Genomic DNA, 15,332 nt, shown 5'->3' with positions numbered 1-15,332 from the left:
ACTAGCTTTTATGAAAATATACATATTTAAAATGTCCTTTTTTATCCAAAATATACAAAAAAGCCGTTCCTATATGACGGCTTGACGTAATATCGTTTATTTCTCTATTGTATGGTGAAATGGACATTTCCCGCTTATTGGTTCAATATCATCTCCAATAAAATACTGCTTCCACTCACGGTGATTTGGATCTCCATAATGGCTAATGTTTGGATGTTTTGGGAGCTGATCCCACTTTTCAACACGCTCTCTTACCATTTGTCTTGAATAAGCACCTTTAGGCCGATCTCCTTCTAGTCCATCAAAAATAATGCGAGGCTGAAATCCTATAACAAGTGAATTTCCTAAATGCCTCGTCTTTCTTTGTTTGTAGGCAGGTGCATTGCCAAACGCAAACATCGGCTCCCCGCCAAATGAAAATTCCCATAAATAATGATCTGGATTTTCTGGAATCAGTTCTGGCCAGGGCTGATTATCTTGTTCATGTAAATATTGTAGCACTTTCCAAAAATACGTCCGGTAATGTTCCAATGATTGCTCTTCACGCTCTGGTTCAACAAAGAGAAAAAAACCTCTTCTCACAATCGGTCGCTCCTGCATTAACTGTAAAAAAGATAGCATTGTATTTGGCAGATGACTCCAATCATCATGAGAAAGAAACGAGTAACGAAGTTCATTTTTCTTTAAAGCCGTTAAGCCGAAATAGCAAGGAAACGTCTTTTCTAATACAACATTAGAAAAATTTTCAAATTCTTGTGATACCCAAGAAGGTATATCACTTCTATTTTTCATTGCCTCATTATCCAATAAATACGAATGATTCATTCTCTCACCTCATTATGTACAGCCTTTATTTAATCATATTTAAAACAGAAGTTGTCCTATGCCATTCTGTAAAACTTGCGTAAAACATTATTTGAAAATACAAAAATTTCAAACCGCTTACTTGACTAAAATCTACCATTTCGTGTATATTTAAATTATCATTTAGCAGAATATTCGATAATATAAGACTTTCAGTTTTATGAATTTGTACATATTTCAAGTCTGTGTCGCTAAATGAAAAAGCAATCGTTTTTTAGGAGGAATTGTAACATGCAAGGAAAAGTAAAATGGTTTAACAATGAAAAAGGCTTTGGATTTATCGAAGTTGAAGGCGCTGACGATGTATTCGTACATTTCACAGCTATCGAAGGCGACGGCTACAAAGCTTTAGAAGAAGGTCAAGAAGTATCTTTCGACATCACTGAAGGAAACCGTGGACCTCAAGCTGCTAACGTAGTAAAACTTTAATCCAATTTATAACAGGAGGTTACCTTACCTGGTAACCTCCTTTGTTATTCCTTTGTATATTTCCTTTTTGCAGAGTAAAAACTATGTGAAATGAGAAAGATCACAAAGGAGGAATAAACAATGGGTTCACCTGTAAATGATTTTGAAGAAGTGAAACTCCGTGTAGAAAACGCACAAAAAATGGTAGGATCTGCGACAATTTCAATGGATCCTGGTTCATTACAACATGCGACAACTGTAGTCGAAGAAGCTCGTTATCAACTCGATACAATGAAAACTGTCGCAACAGACTTAGACGAACCTTTTTTATTGAATGAAGAAATGAAATTAAAACAATGCGAACATCAATTGCAAGAAGCGAAGCATTAAAAAAACATCCAGAGATATCTCTGGATGTTTTTTTATCCCGTACTAAATACCCAAAATGAAGAATCAAAGAAGTCATATTAGCTTAAGCTACCCCTAAGTGTCCAATTGGTGAGGGCACATTATGATAATCGCTCTCCATATTCTTTTAACTTTTCTCCCACTGTACATTGCCGAATACAAAAGGAGTGAGCATGATATTTACTATGTTCTTTACGAAAATGTTGCTGTACAAAACATCCCTCGCAATATGTTTCTAATAAATCATTTACCTCTGTAATGAGCTGCCTTCTATTCACATCTGCACCTCTCTACTCCGTTAATTCTTTGTGACTATCAATTACGGTTCCTTCCAATGCTTGTGTTGCCAATTGATGTGCTTCTTTATTTTGTTTTCTAGACACCGCTTCACATACAAGCTTCACTTTCATTGTCTTTGCTTTTTGTTCAATCTGATCTAAATAGTGATTCAAATGTTCATCGTAACATGGCCATTCTCCGGCTAATTGCTGGAGTACGACTTGAGAATCGCCATGAAGCGTAATCAGCTCATATTTGACACCTAATTCTTCCAATATGTTCATTCCATATAATAGTGCTGCATATTCCGCCTCATTATTATCATATATACCTTCTATATAAGCATTACGGCGAACCCGATACGTTTTCCCACCTTTTTTATAGTAAACACATACGCCAACGCCTGCTTCTTTCGTTTCGAGGTCATATCCTCCATCAAAATACACGCTTATTTCTTGCGGTTCTTCCTCCACTTGTTTACTCAGTTTTTTCATTTCTTTTAACGTCCATGCCGTTCCCATCTCATCATAAAATAAAAGTTCTTTGACTCTCCCTGTCTTTTCAAAATCTGTTGCAAGCTGTAATGCTTCTTCTAAACGAACATAATCTGTTGTCAATTCAGTCTGTAGACCCTGTTTTGTTTTATACAACCAGTTCATTTTATATTTCATACCGTTTCCCCTTTTATTTCCGACTTCATATTTTATTTTACCAAGGGACACAGCATTGTATACGAATATTTTATTCATGTTTTATTACTGCTAGTAAGTACACTTCCTAGCGAAGCAATGGAAGTAAGACACGAGACTTCGAAACATAAAAAGGCCGCAAAGCTTTCTTGAAAAAGCGCTTTGCAGCCTTCTGATTTCTTGCAATTATCTTGAAGTTTTTACACCAAAACCGTTTATACTTTCCCCACAATGTACGCACCTATTTTTATCTTGTTTAGAAGGTAAACCACAGGAATAGGCACAATAACTCCAATTATGAAATAAAGAAACAAGGAGCCATACAGATTATTTAGGTAAGGTATATTTATCAAAATCATATCTCCAATAGTTTGCTGAAAAAAAGGATGTAACAAATAAATTCCAAAAGAATATCGATTGATTAATAATAAAAAGCGCGGTATATTTTTTATCTTTGTTGCAATATAGAAAAATACCATAATCGTTGATATCGTATACAATAGTGCATCTACTCTTTTAGAACTAATATCATTTAAAACATTAAAGTATTGAAAAAGAAGAAACAGGGCTCCTGTCAAACACCACGAAAGAATTATCCATTTCAAATTCCTAGTTAATAGTGATTTAAAATATTCATAATAAGAACCTGCATAATAGCCAATAACAAAATAAATAATCCAACCTATAAACGGAATCCAAGAGAATCTATACCAAATATAATTTGCCGTTGGTACATTAAAGGGTTCAACAAAATTAAAGAAACTTAAATACGCCAAGTTAATACATAGTGCAGAAATAAGAACAAGTTTAGGGGAGATTTTTTTCTTAACTTTATTAAAAATCATATGGAGAAAGTAAAACTGGAATATAATTAAGATAAAATACCCATGATAATCTCCTAAAAAAATATTTCGTACACTTTGTATTGCTGTTGCTTGAATTCCATTTGCATGCTCTGAAAATCCAGCATAAAAAATACCCATACATATAAAAGGTAACAAGATAAATTTTATTCTTTTTGAAATAAATTTATCTGGTATTCGATCCTTATAATTGTAAGCGAGTACAAACTCTGATATAAAAACGAACATTGGTGTACCATACATTAACAATAATTGCAAATATGAAAATGCTATATCCATTTTATTAACAGAGTCAAACGTGGAGGGACTACGTGTAATAGCATGTATAAAAACTACAGTTAAACACGCTATACTTCTTAAAATAATAATTTCTTGTACTTTACTTTTCACTCTCTAATACCACCTAAAATAATAAATTTTCATACCAAATTAATATTACGTTTATAACCTTAAAAAACCCTTAAAATTATAATCAAATCATCTATTTTTAGATTTAATGCTTTCTGGTTACGTTGGTCTATATCTCATTTAGAAATAATTGAAGTTTCAGATATAGGTATTGTTATTCTAAGGACAGTGGTATGCAGCGGGAGACATATATCGATATAACTCCTCAGCAAATAAATAAAAATCTTCCCATTGATATATATTAATGGGAAGATTTTTTCTAACTCATATTTATAATATAATTTACACATACATATTATATTATAAGTATGCAAAAAGTGTGCAGATTCATTGAACTTACTAAAACATTGTAAAACTGGCTCTGGTACAAAAACTTCAGGATAATTACAAGTAATCAAAAAAAACAATCCGATTTGAATCAATCTCAATTCGCTTTGATACAGAACAAATTAAGCATTCTGCTGAAATAATTAAATGCCTAGTTCATATGCTTGATCAACTATGATACAGTACTAAATTTTTCTTAAGTTGTATAGAATAAATCCTGATATACACATACCTTCAGATTACTATCAAGCTAAGATTTCACCGAACCCCTATTTATCTTTCAACAGTTACCTGCAAGAATTGAGATTATTTCCTTAGTTTAGTTCCCGTAAAACTTTAACTTGATGGTGATGGAACGGTCCCCCTAAAAGAAATAAAATAACCTGCATTCGATACAATATCGAATGCAGGTTATTTAGCTATGAAATTTTAAGTACTGTCTACTTGACTAAGGTTACGCTCCTATCGCAAACAGCTCTTACATAACTTTTTCAAATTGAACACGTTTATTAACCCAATACATAACAGGTGCTCCAATTGCCATTACAATAAATTCGCCTGCTGCACATGTTAACCACGTCCATAAAAATGGTAAATCAAACGCAAGATGAAGTTCAATCGCAATCATAAACATTGTAAATGTAAAGATTACTGTGTTAAAAATCATACGTGCCCAAACGCCTTTAATAAAACGCATTGAAATAATTGTAGCAAGAAGTGCAATAATCGATTGTCCCACTCCAAATACTAAATCATAAGCAAGCATAGGTGAGAAAAAGAGATTTGTTAAAAATACGCCTAGTACAATCCCGTAAATAGACTTCTTATTAAACACAATAAGATGATTAAACATCTCTGAAATACGAAACTGTACATTCGTAAAGCCAAACGGCTGAATAAGCATAGAGACAGCGATATATAACGCTGCTAAAATACCATTACCAACAATTGTTTTTATATTCATGACAAAATCTCCTTAGTTTTTTTACGTGGGATGGTTTCGAACCACGTGAGTCGTCTGTAAACAACAAAATTATATTTTACGCATTTGGCACCTATTCGTCAATATATTAAGCCGCAATTTTTGCTGTAGATTTCTTTTAGACAACCGCACCTTCATCTCTACCCTTTTTCTTTTAGACAACGTATAATGAAGAATATGAAAGATTTAGGAGGTTTATTTTCATGACAGCAACGATTCAAAATGATAAAGTGATCGTTTCCATCTCTGAAAAAGGTGCAGAGTTACAGAGCGTTCGCTTAAAAGAAGATAACACAGAATATATGTGGCAAGGAGACCCAAAACATTGGGGACGCCGTGCCCCCATCTTATTTCCGATTGTCGGCAGATTAGTAGACAATACATACTATGTGGATGGTAAGCCATATTCATTAACACAACACGGTTTCGCTCGTGACCTAACATTTTCAGTAAAAGAACAGAGTGAAACAAAGATTACATATGCTGTAACCAGTAATGAAGAAACTTTACAAAAATATCCGTTCACATTTGAATTACTTGTTTCTTACGAAATAAACGAGCAAGATGTACATGTCACTTACGAAGTAATCAATTCTTCCTCAACTGAGATGTACTTTTCAATTGGCGCACATCCAGGTTTTAACTGTCCTTTACTAGAAGGTGAAGCATTTACAGACTACCATTTATCTTTTAGTAGCCTAGAACGATTAGAAACAAGCGTGTTAGAAGGACCATTTCTTTCAAAAGAGAAGCAGCTAATTGCTGAAAGTACAACAGAATTACCACTTACATATGATTTATTCAAAAATGATGCTCTTATTTTTGAAAATATGAATAAAAATGAAATTTTCATTCGTTCTCATAAACATGATAAATTTGTAAAAGTAGCATTTGAAGGATTTCCATTCGTTGGTGTATGGACACCAGGAAATGATGCTCCCTTCTTATGCATTGAACCTTGGTATGGAATTGCCGATGAATTAGAGCCAGCAAAAGATTTCAAAAAGAAAAAAGGAGTTCAATCCTTACAAGCGAATAAAACATTTACGTGCCGTTACAGTATTACAATCGGATAACTTGGAGGTTTTCAGTTTGATTGAAGTATATATTGATGGTGCATCGAAAGGAAATCCTGGCCCTTCTGGCGCTGGGATTTTTATTAAAGGTGTACAACCACCCGTGCAATTATCGCTTCCACTTGGAACGATGTCTAATCACGAAGCAGAATATCATGCCCTATTAGCTGCATTAAAATATTGCACAGAACATAATTATAGCATTGTATCTTTCCGAACAGATTCACAGCTCGTCGAACGTGCTGTGGAAAATAAATATGCAAAAAACCAACTGTACGCACCACTTTTACAAGAAGCATTGCAGTACATAGAAAAATTTGATCTTTTCTTTATAAAATGGATTCCAAGTATTCAAAATAAAGTTGCCGATGAATTAGCACGAAAAGCCATTTTACAAAACTAATGGGGGTCGTATCGTGAAAAAAGAGTGGATTGCTCCTCTTTCCTTATTATTCGTTTCCTTTATTTGGGGAGCTACGTTTGTTGTCGTTCAAAATGCCATGTCGTTTGTTGGGCCATTTACGTTTAATGGGATACGTTTTTTATTCGCTGGGGTCATTTTATTAATTATTCAGCTCATTTTCGTGAAAAAAACACCACGAAAACAAGTGCAATATAGTGGTGTTGCCGGAATGATTGTCGGATTTTTCTTATTTGTTGGGTATTTACTACAAACATTTGGATTACTCTATACAACTTCTTCTAAAGCCGGATTTTTAACTGGATTAAGTATCGTTATGGTACCAATCTTATCGTTTATCTTTTTAAAACAACGGGCCACACCGTTTATTGTACTTGGCATTATCGCCGCAACAATGGGATTGTATTTATTAACTGCCGGAGATTCCTTTCAATTCAATATCGGGGATTTGCTCGTTCTTGGCTGCGCTGTTGCCTTTGCAGCACACATTCTCATAAATGGGTTCTTTTCTAAAAAAGTATCTCCCTTATTATTAAGCACATCACAAGTGTTAGCAGTTGGCATTTTTTCTAGCATTTGCGCCCTTTTGTTTGAAGATTGGGAGAAATTATTTTCGATTGATTTATGGATGAATCATTCTTTTCTATTCGCATTATTCTTAACATCATTATTTGCAACATCTCTGGCTTTTTTCATTCAAACATCTGCACAAAAGCATACATCTCCGACACGAGTTGCGATTATTTTTGCAATGGAGCCCGTATTTGCCGCATTAACAGGCGTTCTTGTCGCAAACGAACAACTTTCCATTTCAGCAATAATTGGTTGTCTTTGTATTTTCATAGGTATGATTTTTGTTGAACTTCCTTCAAAAGCAAAAAAAGAAGCGCAGGCTGCCTGAAGTTAAGCATGTAACTTCCGCATAAAAGCCTTTGCGCTTTTTTTATCGGTAATTTTCTCTTCGTTCAATCGCTCTAACAAGGCAACAAAGTAACTACCATCAAACTGTAATTGATGCTTGATTGTCGCTTCAATCGCCGCGTTTACAATTCCATCAGATGCACCTGTATAACCTTGACCGAACATAATAAATCCATGTGCTTCCTCTGATAATTTAAATCCTTTTGTATGTAAGAATGCTAGATAATCTTGTACTGTTTGCATGATGTTCCCACCTAGTTTCAAAAATTCTCCACTCTCTATAATACATGTTTTTTAACATGATGAGAATGCATTTTCTTTGACAACTGTTTATTTTTTCATTAATCATTATAATATAATTTATTTATAGTAAATAGATACAAAGTGATTGGATTCTCACTCCTGTTTGATTAGGTAATGCACTAATTTCCACCTACAATCTCCACCTTAGTTATATGTAAGATATCACACAATGTTAGGGGTAATAAATCATTTCCTTTTTTTATATGGCTCGTGTAAAAAGGATTCTTCCACAACTTAGAGAAATAAATAAAAAAGAGAAAAATATATTTCAATACAAAGGAGCAAAACAATGAAACAAGCTTTGCTAATTATTGACGCCCAACAAGAACTTATTGACGGAAATGAGAAAGAAACAGAAGTGTTTCAGAAAGATCAATTGTTAAAGACAATTAATGTAGCAATCAAAAAAGCACTTCAATCAGATACTCTCATTATTTTTGTAAGGGATACTGATGTTGCTTCCGGTATAGGGAAGGGATTTCAAATACACGAAGAAATTAAAATACCATCTACAGCACTAGTTATCGATAAAGAGGCAACCAATTCATTTTATAACACTTCTTTACATGCTATTTTAATAGAAAAAGAAATTGGCCATCTTGTTATAGGAGGCTGTAAAACCGAACATTGTATTGATACTGCCGTTAGAACAGCAACAGTACAAGGATTTGATGTCACTTTAATAAAAGATGGGCATTCAACGACCGATTCTACAATTTTATCTGCAAAGCAAATCATCGAACACCATAACGAAACACTGCATGGTCATTATAATGTCGATCATTTTTCCATCGTTAGAGATGTCGAGGAAGATCTATTTCAACCCACTCATGACCAATATCGTGAATGACGCAATTTCATGTATAACGTAAAAAGATTCCTTTCTCAAAAAGGAATCTTTTGTTTTAACCAAAAATTTGCGCAGCAATTCCATACAGTTCCCCATTCCGTTTCAAAAATTGATTATCATTCTTCATCATAATGGGTGGTTCATTCACCTTTTTGAAACCACATATTTCTAAATTAGGCATAAAGCTTTCTTTTCCTGCTGGAACATCGATTCTTAGGTGACCTTCATAATCTTTTGCTAAATGATGAATAATTGTAGCTGCCAGTTGATCATTTGATGCAACAATCGGTCCTACTATTCTATTTGTAGGTGTTTCTATACTCATTCCATACGCGACAATATGATTTTCTTTGTCTTTTACAACTACACATTGTTCACACTGTTCCACTCTTTTCTTTATAAACCTGCTTCTATTTACACCAAAGGCATCCTCATCTAATTTTACGATTCCGTGTATGTCTTCTTCATCATAATCTACAAAAATAAGATGTTCATTCCTATAATATTCCATAGGAGTTACATACTTATCACATATGTATTTTGAAACATGACTCACAACTTGAAAACCTATTTTTTCATATAAAGGCTTCCCTTCTTCTGTTGCAATGAGCATAATTGGCGTATGTTCTGAAACATTTCGTATACACACCTCCGTCATTCTTCTTCCAATTCCTCTTCCTTTATAACTAGGATGTACAATAACCATACCAATAGCTACTAATTGTTCTCCATATAAAATAATAGCTGCACTTGCGATGATCTCACCTTGCTCATTCTTTCCTCCATAGACAACACCTGAATGAAAAATGGTTTGGATTTCTTCCATATTATAATCCCATCCAATTGATTCAGATAAAGCAACTAGATATGATATATCTTTTTTTACTAGTTTTTCTACCCTGATTACCATATATATTCTCCATTTCTTTTTTAAGAGTAAAGTCCTTACGCGATTATCTAGATGGATAAATTTACTAAATATTATAACATTTAGTATTTCACAACAAATTCATATTACGTCAAAACACATTGATTCCATATGAAATTAGTTTATTATTGAACTGTTTTTTTGAAAGAAGGAGACGCCATGACTAGTCAAAAATTAAATGAAGGCACAAAAAAGTCTATCGAAAACCCATCATCATATCGAGCGATGGCAACAGTATTAAAAAAAAATGCCAGAAGAAGATATTCACTCTTTACTACGTATCCATAGCAATTTGCTTGCTCATTTACAAGGGATTGAATGGAAATAAGTATTTAATTGTAAATGCAAAAAAGGAAACAAACCTGTAATCCCTGTTTGTTTCCTTTATAATCATTTGTCCTACATGCTTCTCAAAGTAAAAATATTCAGCCATTCTGATAAATGAATGAAAGTGCATTTACACAAACAAAACATTTTTGTGAGCCCCACCAAGCACTCCTTCTTGTAACTTTTGTGCAAAATGACGGATCCTATGCTCTTTTTTTAAAGATAATACTTCTGATTCATTTGTATAAGCTGCATAACAATATTTCCATAACACTACCGTCTTTTCAATTTCATTTCCTTTTTTAAATAACAAATCTTTTTGTATATAATCAACAAATGAGTTTGTTCCGCTCACGTACAAGACTATTTTTTGGTAAGGAATACAAGAAAGTACCTTTTTTGCTTGATACTGAATTACTCCTTCTTCTTTCATCTCTTTCAATACAGCCATAAACAGCTCATCTATTTTCTTTCTCTCTGCTGCAAAATAAAGAATCCATTCTATAAATGTACGATTTTCATTGTTTTTTATAATTAACATAAGCTTATTAAAATAAGTATGATTTACTTCTCCTTTATTCGTAAATTGAATGTTGTTATTTTTGTTTATTTGTAAGTAATCATTTTCCATCAATTCCATCATCATAATTCCAACGCTATAAAGAGGCAAACTATATGTGTAACGATTTTTCATTGTAAATGGTTGCTCTGCAAGATAATTACTAACAAAATTTTTTGTCATTTCCCCTATTTTTTTCATTTTCAATTCCTCCTCTATAAAGTCGCTCCCTAATCCAATTGTGGTAAGATAGAATTGAGTGAACACTTCTTCCTTACAGCTTTTATTATAAATATAGTTTTACAGTACGAGAAGAATGCACTTTTTTGATAGATAGTATCCTCAAGGATACTGAATGGAAGGTGAATCGTATGGAACAAGACTTACGTGATGAAATATTATATAAAATACAGCATAAAGAATTTAATTGTGCAAAAGAATTAACCTTATCCATTATAAGTGGGAAATGGAAAATTGTTATTTTGTATCGTTTAGGCATAAATGGCCCGATGCGTTTTAGTGCCATACAACATTTATTCCCGAAAATTACGCATAAAGTATTAACAAAACAATTACGTGAACTAGAAGATGACGGTGTTATTTCACGAAAAATTTATCCAGAAATCCCACCTAAAGTAGAATATTCTTTAACAGAACTAGGTGAGAGTTTACAACCTATTTTACAAATGATGTACGATTGGGGCGAAAAACGAATTCAACAATTACAAAAAGAATAACTATTTTCATATTTTCCCTATAAGAAAAGCGATTCCTTTTCAGGAGCCACTTTTCTTATAACATATTTTAAAAATAATGCATCTTATTTTTTTACATCCAATATTTCCAAATGAATTGATCGTATAAAAACCCTTCTTTATTTACATCCGACTCTGTTATCACGTAAGATTCTCCATTCGCAAATCCCTTATACCCCTTCTCTAATTTATAAAGTAAATCCTTTGTTCCTACATCAATTCGCTTTTCGATTTCTCCATCTTTATCCTCCCAATAATTGAATAGTTTTAAATTCAGCATTGTCGGAATTGTATTCATCCAGCTTTCATAAGAATAAAATGCGTCACTCCGTTTTCCTTTTGCATCATTGGAATCAAATTCAGCAATCATTCCCATCTCTCCTTCAGAAGGAGAACGCCCTTTTACTATGTATGCTTTCCCATCCGCTCCACTATTTTTTACGTTCTTGTTATATGTATCAAACGTCACTTTTCTAAAAATCCCCATTACATTGTCAATCTCTGTTCCCTCAAATATGAAACTATTTTTCACACCTGCACCGTAGCCACCTTTTCGATCTCTTCCACCTTGTTCCATTATATGACTTCCAGCTTGAGACCACGTATTTATAATATTTTTATATTGATATTTCTTGAACTGTTCCATGTAGTAATGGTAAGAAAACTCCGAAAAAATAGCTTTAGTCCTCTTCACACCAAAATACATCGTAACAGCCACTATTGTATTTCCATAACCATTTTTGTAATTTGGATTATACGATTTTTTAAAATTTCCTCGCTGATCTAAGCCTGTATAAAAATTATTATCGTCATCATACGACCAATGAGAAGCAATTGCTAAAGAGCGCATAATCCAATCTACTTTCTCTCTCTCTTCTCTATTTAATTCTTCCCATATCATCTCATTATGCTTCACCAACACAAGAGCTTGGGCAACTATGTTATGTGTCCTACCATCAAGTCCACCATTTGCATTTGGTTCCTTTCCACCACTTATAAGACTACGTACATGTTCTAAAATCCTTTCTCTTACCTCTACTCTCCCCTGATTTTCATACGAAAATAATGATAAAAAATAAAATGCTTTTGCTTGTTTCACATATACAGCTTTAATATCTCGCCTTCCTTCAAATGCAAGCAGTGGTTCCTCCATTGCAACACATAATATCTTCTCTTCATTAACGATGCGTTCACTATTTTTATTTTTCTGTTCATATACATATAAGAAAGCTACTATACCTAAAAAAAGGGCACCTATAAACCATACCGTTTTCCTCAGCAAATAAACTCCTCCTTATCAATCAAAACCCCACTCTTGTCCACACTCTTTGCATACTTAATACATATTAATAGATTAATAGATTTATAAAAGAAAGAGTGGTTTTTATATAATGAATAATCTCTCCTCATTTTTCCCCTTCCCCACCTCTTTAGTTGATCAAGCTTTATCTGAATCATTACTTGCAGTGATTTCTCCTCACTATACAGATACAAGCAGCATTATTGTAAAACGTGCAAAAGCTTTTTACTTTTTAACTCTTTGTTGCTTCTATAATCCTGAATATAAAACACCTAAAAATATAACTGTAAAAACACGAGTCCTCCAACATATTAAAAGTGTGATTAGTTCAGGCAAAGAACCGAATGCAAACGGCGGACTTGATGGTCGCACTCACAATATTATTGCACAAACATTTTTACTTACAAAACATATTCCTGCTATTTGGAAAGAACTCTCCCCACTAGAAATCCAAAAGATTGATTGGCTTATGAGAGCCTTTACTATTGCTGGACACTGGTCATACGATGATAACAATGATTTTTATACCGGTTTAAATCAACTAGGAAATTTTAAAAAGTCTTATAATCCCAATTACCGCAATGGATATGTAAATGTCATGATTGCAGCTTCCTACTATTTTGGTGCAGATACTGTAAATCGTTTCCTGCAAAACTTTGACTATACAACCTATATGAATATGTTTCAGCAATTAGGATTCGCAAATATTTACAATACGTGGATAAAGACATCAAAATCTTTAATGGAGAGCGGTGGTTATGACCGCTATGGTGGTTATGGAGCTGGTATAAAACATTCATTTTCTTATCAAGGAATTCCATTGTCCAACTCTATTTCTCTCTTTCATACAGTATCCCAATTTACGTACAGTGAAATCGTAACAAACACAGGAGCTAATGGGAGAGCATACCTTATCAAAGGGTCTTCTCCTGTTGTGGGACAATCCGGTATGCTCAAAGAATTTAATGCTACTGATGCACAAGGAAAACGAAGCGATGCATTTTATTCCTATGAAAGCTGGATGAATACCGTTCCAACATTAACTAATTTGAAGTTATTAGGGTATTGGGATGTTAATCAACAAAATCAGTCTATCGAAGCTCTTATACAAGTTGGTACAAAAGATTTATTATATAAATTACAACAAGGCTATATGAGTTATTCCAACGGAAAAACTCATCTCTCTAACACGATTGAGGCAAATATAGAAGGATATCAATACGATCAGACTTTATGGGATGTTATCCTAAAAAATTAATATGTTCCAAATAAGCCTCTTGCTTGTATAAAGCAATACGCCTATACAAAACAAGAGGCTGCTCCTCTTTTCACTATTTCACAAAATCATGTATAACTTGTCTTCGCCCAATCGAATGATACTGTATCTCATACTTTTCTATTTCCTCTAGTGTAAAACAATTCCGTCCATCAAAGATAATCGCTTCTTTCATTAACTTTTGAAAATTAATTAATGGATAGTTCTTAATTTCATCCCATTCCGTCAAAATACATACACAATCAGCATCTGTAATCGCTTGATCTATTTCACTAACAAAACTCACCTCGTTCGGTAATACTTTTTTAGCATTTTGTATTGCAACCGGATCATACGCTATTACTTGTGCTCCAAACTTGAATAGTTCTTCAATAATGGAAATGGCTGGTGCTTCTCGAATATCGTCAGTATTCGGCTTAAAAGCTAACCCTAAAACCGCAATTCGCTTTCCTACTATATCACCATAAAGTGTTTGTAGTTTATTAATGAATTTCCTTTTTTGCTCATGATTAACAGCTATAACTGACGCTAAAAGTTGAAATGGATATTGTACATTTCCTGCTATCTGCATCAATGCATTTGTATCCTTTGGAAAACAAGACCCTCCATATCCAATTCCAGCTTTTAAAAATGCATTTCCAATACGTTTATCTAACCCCATTCCATATGCTACTTGTTCAATATCCGCTCCTACTTTTTCACATAAATTCGCCATTTCATTAATAAAACTAATCTTAGTAGCTAAAAATGCATTTGATGCGTATTTAATCATTTCCGCGCTTTTTATATCCGTTTTTACAATAGGAATATGTAAGGGTTTATATAACGTCTCCATTTTTTTAAATACATCTTCTTCGCTTGCTCCGATTATAATTCTTTCTCCTTGAAATGTATCATGTAAAGCACTTCCTTCTCGTAAAAATTCTGGATTTGAAGCAATTTGGATACCGGCGTTACTTCTTTTCTTTTCACTGATTACCTTTTTTATAGTATCATTTGTCCCAACTGGAACCGTACTTTTCACAACTACTATGACATCTTTCACAACACACTCAGCAATCAGCTGACTCACTTCAAAAACATTTGTCAAATCAGCTGATCCATCATCTCTTTGCGGAGTTCCTACTGCTATAAAAATAAAATCCGCCCCTTGAATACTTGTCCCTATTTCATTCGCAAAAAACAGATTTCCAGCAAGTGTATGTTGCTTTATATATATATCAATTCCTGGCTCATATAGAGGAGATTCTCCTTGTTTTAACATATTTATTTTTTGTGCATCAACATCTATACAAGTAACTTGATGTCCTAATTCTGCTAAACATATAGCTGTTGTCAATCCAACATATCCACAACCAAATAAGACAATTTCCATCTCTATCTTCCTC

Annotated in this window: 18 protein-coding genes, 1 pseudogene and 1 riboswitch; of the genes and pseudogenes, 8 read left to right on the top strand and 11 right to left on the bottom strand. The window is 33.5% G+C overall.

From position 1 onward, the window contains the following. Positions 1-96 precede the first annotated feature (96 nt). Positions 97-825, bottom strand: coding sequence for a YqcI/YcgG family protein (locus QUF99_RS11440; protein ID WP_289370162.1), 729 nt, complete (start codon positions 823-825; stop codon positions 97-99). Between the two features lie 270 nt (positions 826-1,095). On the opposite strand from QUF99_RS11440, the gene cspD reads away from it, so the two are divergent. Both cspD and QUF99_RS11430 read left to right on the top strand, forming a co-directional pair. Continuing rightward, positions 1,096-1,293 carry a cold-shock protein CspD gene (gene cspD, locus QUF99_RS11435; protein ID WP_286124348.1) on the top strand — a complete coding sequence of 66 codons (198 nt, stop codon included), beginning with the start codon at positions 1,096-1,098 and terminating at the stop codon, positions 1,291-1,293. Between the two features lie 120 nt (positions 1,294-1,413). Further along, the gene (locus tag QUF99_RS11430) at positions 1,414-1,662 is read left to right on the top strand and encodes a DUF2564 family protein (protein WP_289370161.1); all 249 of its coding nucleotides are present in this window, start codon (positions 1,414-1,416) and stop codon (positions 1,660-1,662) included. A 119-nt stretch (positions 1,663-1,781) separates the two neighbouring features. Here QUF99_RS11430 and QUF99_RS11425 read toward each other — a convergent pair whose 3' ends face one another. The 5 genes and pseudogenes from QUF99_RS11425 to QUF99_RS11410 form a co-directional block, all read right to left on the bottom strand. Further along, the gene (locus QUF99_RS11425; protein ID WP_289370160.1) at positions 1,782-1,958 is read right to left on the bottom strand and encodes a zinc-finger domain-containing protein; all 177 of its coding nucleotides are present in this window, start codon (positions 1,956-1,958) and stop codon (positions 1,782-1,784) included. A gap of 12 nt (positions 1,959-1,970) precedes the next feature. Next, the gene (locus QUF99_RS11420; RefSeq protein WP_289370159.1) at positions 1,971-2,630 is read right to left on the bottom strand and encodes a ribonuclease H family protein; all 660 of its coding nucleotides are present in this window, start codon (positions 2,628-2,630) and stop codon (positions 1,971-1,973) included. A 124-nt stretch (positions 2,631-2,754) separates the two neighbouring features. Next, a pseudogene (locus tag QUF99_RS28685) lies at positions 2,755-2,829 on the bottom strand (IS6 family transposase); the annotation flags it as partial. A 34-nt stretch (positions 2,830-2,863) separates the two neighbouring features. After that, complete coding sequence (locus tag QUF99_RS11415) at positions 2,864-3,901, bottom strand: acyltransferase family protein (RefSeq protein ID WP_289370157.1); 1,038 nt, start codon at positions 3,899-3,901, stop codon at positions 2,864-2,866. Between the two features lie 823 nt (positions 3,902-4,724). After that, positions 4,725-5,210: a QueT transporter family protein gene (locus QUF99_RS11410; protein ID WP_289370156.1), complete on the bottom strand. Its 486-nt coding sequence runs from the start codon at positions 5,208-5,210 to the stop codon at positions 4,725-4,727. Positions 5,211-5,216: 6 nt separating this feature from the next. Then, positions 5,217-5,261: riboswitch (PreQ1 riboswitch) on the bottom strand. Positions 5,262-5,431: 170 nt separating this feature from the next. Between QUF99_RS11410 and QUF99_RS11405 the strand changes: the two genes are divergently transcribed. Genes QUF99_RS11405 through QUF99_RS11395 form a run of 3 tightly spaced genes read left to right on the top strand, consistent with a single transcriptional unit; the run spans position 5,432 to position 7,626 of the window. Continuing rightward, positions 5,432-6,304 carry an aldose 1-epimerase family protein gene (locus QUF99_RS11405; protein WP_289370155.1) on the top strand — a complete coding sequence of 291 codons (873 nt, stop codon included), beginning with the start codon at positions 5,432-5,434 and terminating at the stop codon, positions 6,302-6,304. A gap of 16 nt (positions 6,305-6,320) precedes the next feature. Further along, positions 6,321-6,707, top strand: coding sequence for a reverse transcriptase-like protein (locus QUF99_RS11400; RefSeq protein WP_289370154.1), 387 nt, complete (start codon positions 6,321-6,323; stop codon positions 6,705-6,707). Between the two features lie 13 nt (positions 6,708-6,720). Beyond that, positions 6,721-7,626 carry a DMT family transporter gene (locus tag QUF99_RS11395; protein WP_289370153.1) on the top strand — a complete coding sequence of 302 codons (906 nt, stop codon included), beginning with the start codon at positions 6,721-6,723 and terminating at the stop codon, positions 7,624-7,626. 2 nt (positions 7,627-7,628) lie between these two features. Here QUF99_RS11395 and QUF99_RS11390 read toward each other — a convergent pair whose 3' ends face one another. Next, the gene (locus QUF99_RS11390; protein WP_289370152.1) at positions 7,629-7,889 is read right to left on the bottom strand and encodes a DUF6123 family protein; all 261 of its coding nucleotides are present in this window, start codon (positions 7,887-7,889) and stop codon (positions 7,629-7,631) included. A gap of 349 nt (positions 7,890-8,238) precedes the next feature. Between QUF99_RS11390 and QUF99_RS11385 the strand changes: the two genes are divergently transcribed. Beyond that, positions 8,239-8,799: an isochorismatase family protein gene (locus QUF99_RS11385; protein WP_289370151.1), complete on the top strand. Its 561-nt coding sequence runs from the start codon at positions 8,239-8,241 to the stop codon at positions 8,797-8,799. Positions 8,800-8,854: 55 nt separating this feature from the next. Here QUF99_RS11385 and QUF99_RS11380 read toward each other — a convergent pair whose 3' ends face one another. Both QUF99_RS11380 and QUF99_RS11375 read right to left on the bottom strand, forming a co-directional pair. Beyond that, entirely contained in the window at positions 8,855-9,709 is an 855-nt protein-coding gene (locus tag QUF99_RS11380; RefSeq protein WP_289370149.1) for a GNAT family N-acetyltransferase, read from the bottom strand. A 475-nt stretch (positions 9,710-10,184) separates the two neighbouring features. Continuing rightward, positions 10,185-10,814 (bottom strand): hypothetical protein, encoded by a 630-nt coding sequence (locus QUF99_RS11375; protein ID WP_289370148.1) that lies wholly within the window; start codon positions 10,812-10,814, stop codon positions 10,185-10,187. Positions 10,815-10,984: 170 nt separating this feature from the next. Between QUF99_RS11375 and QUF99_RS11370 the strand changes: the two genes are divergently transcribed. Then, complete coding sequence (locus QUF99_RS11370) at positions 10,985-11,350, top strand: winged helix-turn-helix transcriptional regulator (protein ID WP_289370146.1); 366 nt, start codon at positions 10,985-10,987, stop codon at positions 11,348-11,350. 91 nt (positions 11,351-11,441) lie between these two features. Here QUF99_RS11370 and QUF99_RS11365 read toward each other — a convergent pair whose 3' ends face one another. Continuing rightward, positions 11,442-12,650: a hypothetical protein gene (locus QUF99_RS11365; protein ID WP_289370145.1), complete on the bottom strand. Its 1,209-nt coding sequence runs from the start codon at positions 12,648-12,650 to the stop codon at positions 11,442-11,444. Between the two features lie 109 nt (positions 12,651-12,759). Between QUF99_RS11365 and QUF99_RS11360 the strand changes: the two genes are divergently transcribed. Continuing rightward, the gene (locus QUF99_RS11360) at positions 12,760-13,926 is read left to right on the top strand and encodes a hypothetical protein (RefSeq protein ID WP_289370144.1); all 1,167 of its coding nucleotides are present in this window, start codon (positions 12,760-12,762) and stop codon (positions 13,924-13,926) included. 73 nt (positions 13,927-13,999) lie between these two features. On the opposite strand, the gene QUF99_RS11355 is transcribed toward QUF99_RS11360, so the two are convergent. Next, positions 14,000-15,319 (bottom strand): UDP-glucose dehydrogenase family protein, encoded by a 1,320-nt coding sequence (locus QUF99_RS11355; protein ID WP_289370143.1) that lies wholly within the window; start codon positions 15,317-15,319, stop codon positions 14,000-14,002. Between the last annotated feature and the right edge of the window lie 13 nt (positions 15,320-15,332).

The organism is Bacillus sp. DX4.1 (assembly GCF_030348195.1).
Lineage (GTDB): Bacteria > Bacillota > Bacilli > Bacillales > Bacillaceae_G > Bacillus_A.
This window is presented reverse-complemented; position numbering and strand designations above follow the sequence as displayed.

Bases quoted from the DNA above. Each gene is read 5' to 3' on its own strand.
- QUF99_RS11360 (WP_289370144.1), top strand. From the start codon at position 12,760: ATGAATAATCTCTCCTCATTTTTCCCCTTCCCCACCTCTTTAGTTGAT.
- QUF99_RS11430 (WP_289370161.1), top strand. From the start codon at position 1,414: ATGGGTTCACCTGTAAATGATTTTGAAGAAGTGAAACTCCGTGTAGAA.
- QUF99_RS11385 (WP_289370151.1), top strand. From the start codon at position 8,239: ATGAAACAAGCTTTGCTAATTATTGACGCCCAACAAGAACTTATTGAC.
- QUF99_RS11370 (WP_289370146.1), top strand. From the start codon at position 10,985: ATGGAACAAGACTTACGTGATGAAATATTATATAAAATACAGCATAAA.
- QUF99_RS11420 (WP_289370159.1), bottom strand. From the start codon at position 2,630: ATGAAATATAAAATGAACTGGTTGTATAAAACAAAACAGGGTCTACAG.
- QUF99_RS11410 (WP_289370156.1), bottom strand. From the start codon at position 5,210: ATGAATATAAAAACAATTGTTGGTAATGGTATTTTAGCAGCGTTATAT.
- QUF99_RS11440 (WP_289370162.1), bottom strand. From the start codon at position 825: ATGAATCATTCGTATTTATTGGATAATGAGGCAATGAAAAATAGAAGT.
- QUF99_RS11405 (WP_289370155.1), top strand. From the start codon at position 5,432: ATGACAGCAACGATTCAAAATGATAAAGTGATCGTTTCCATCTCTGAA.
- QUF99_RS11380 (WP_289370149.1), bottom strand. From the start codon at position 9,709: ATGGTAATCAGGGTAGAAAAACTAGTAAAAAAAGATATATCATATCTA.
- QUF99_RS11355 (WP_289370143.1), bottom strand. From the start codon at position 15,319: ATGGAAATTGTCTTATTTGGTTGTGGATATGTTGGATTGACAACAGCT.
- cspD (WP_286124348.1), top strand. From the start codon at position 1,096: ATGCAAGGAAAAGTAAAATGGTTTAACAATGAAAAAGGCTTTGGATTT.
- QUF99_RS11375 (WP_289370148.1), bottom strand. From the start codon at position 10,814: ATGAAAAAAATAGGGGAAATGACAAAAAATTTTGTTAGTAATTATCTT.
- QUF99_RS11390 (WP_289370152.1), bottom strand. From the start codon at position 7,889: ATGCAAACAGTACAAGATTATCTAGCATTCTTACATACAAAAGGATTT.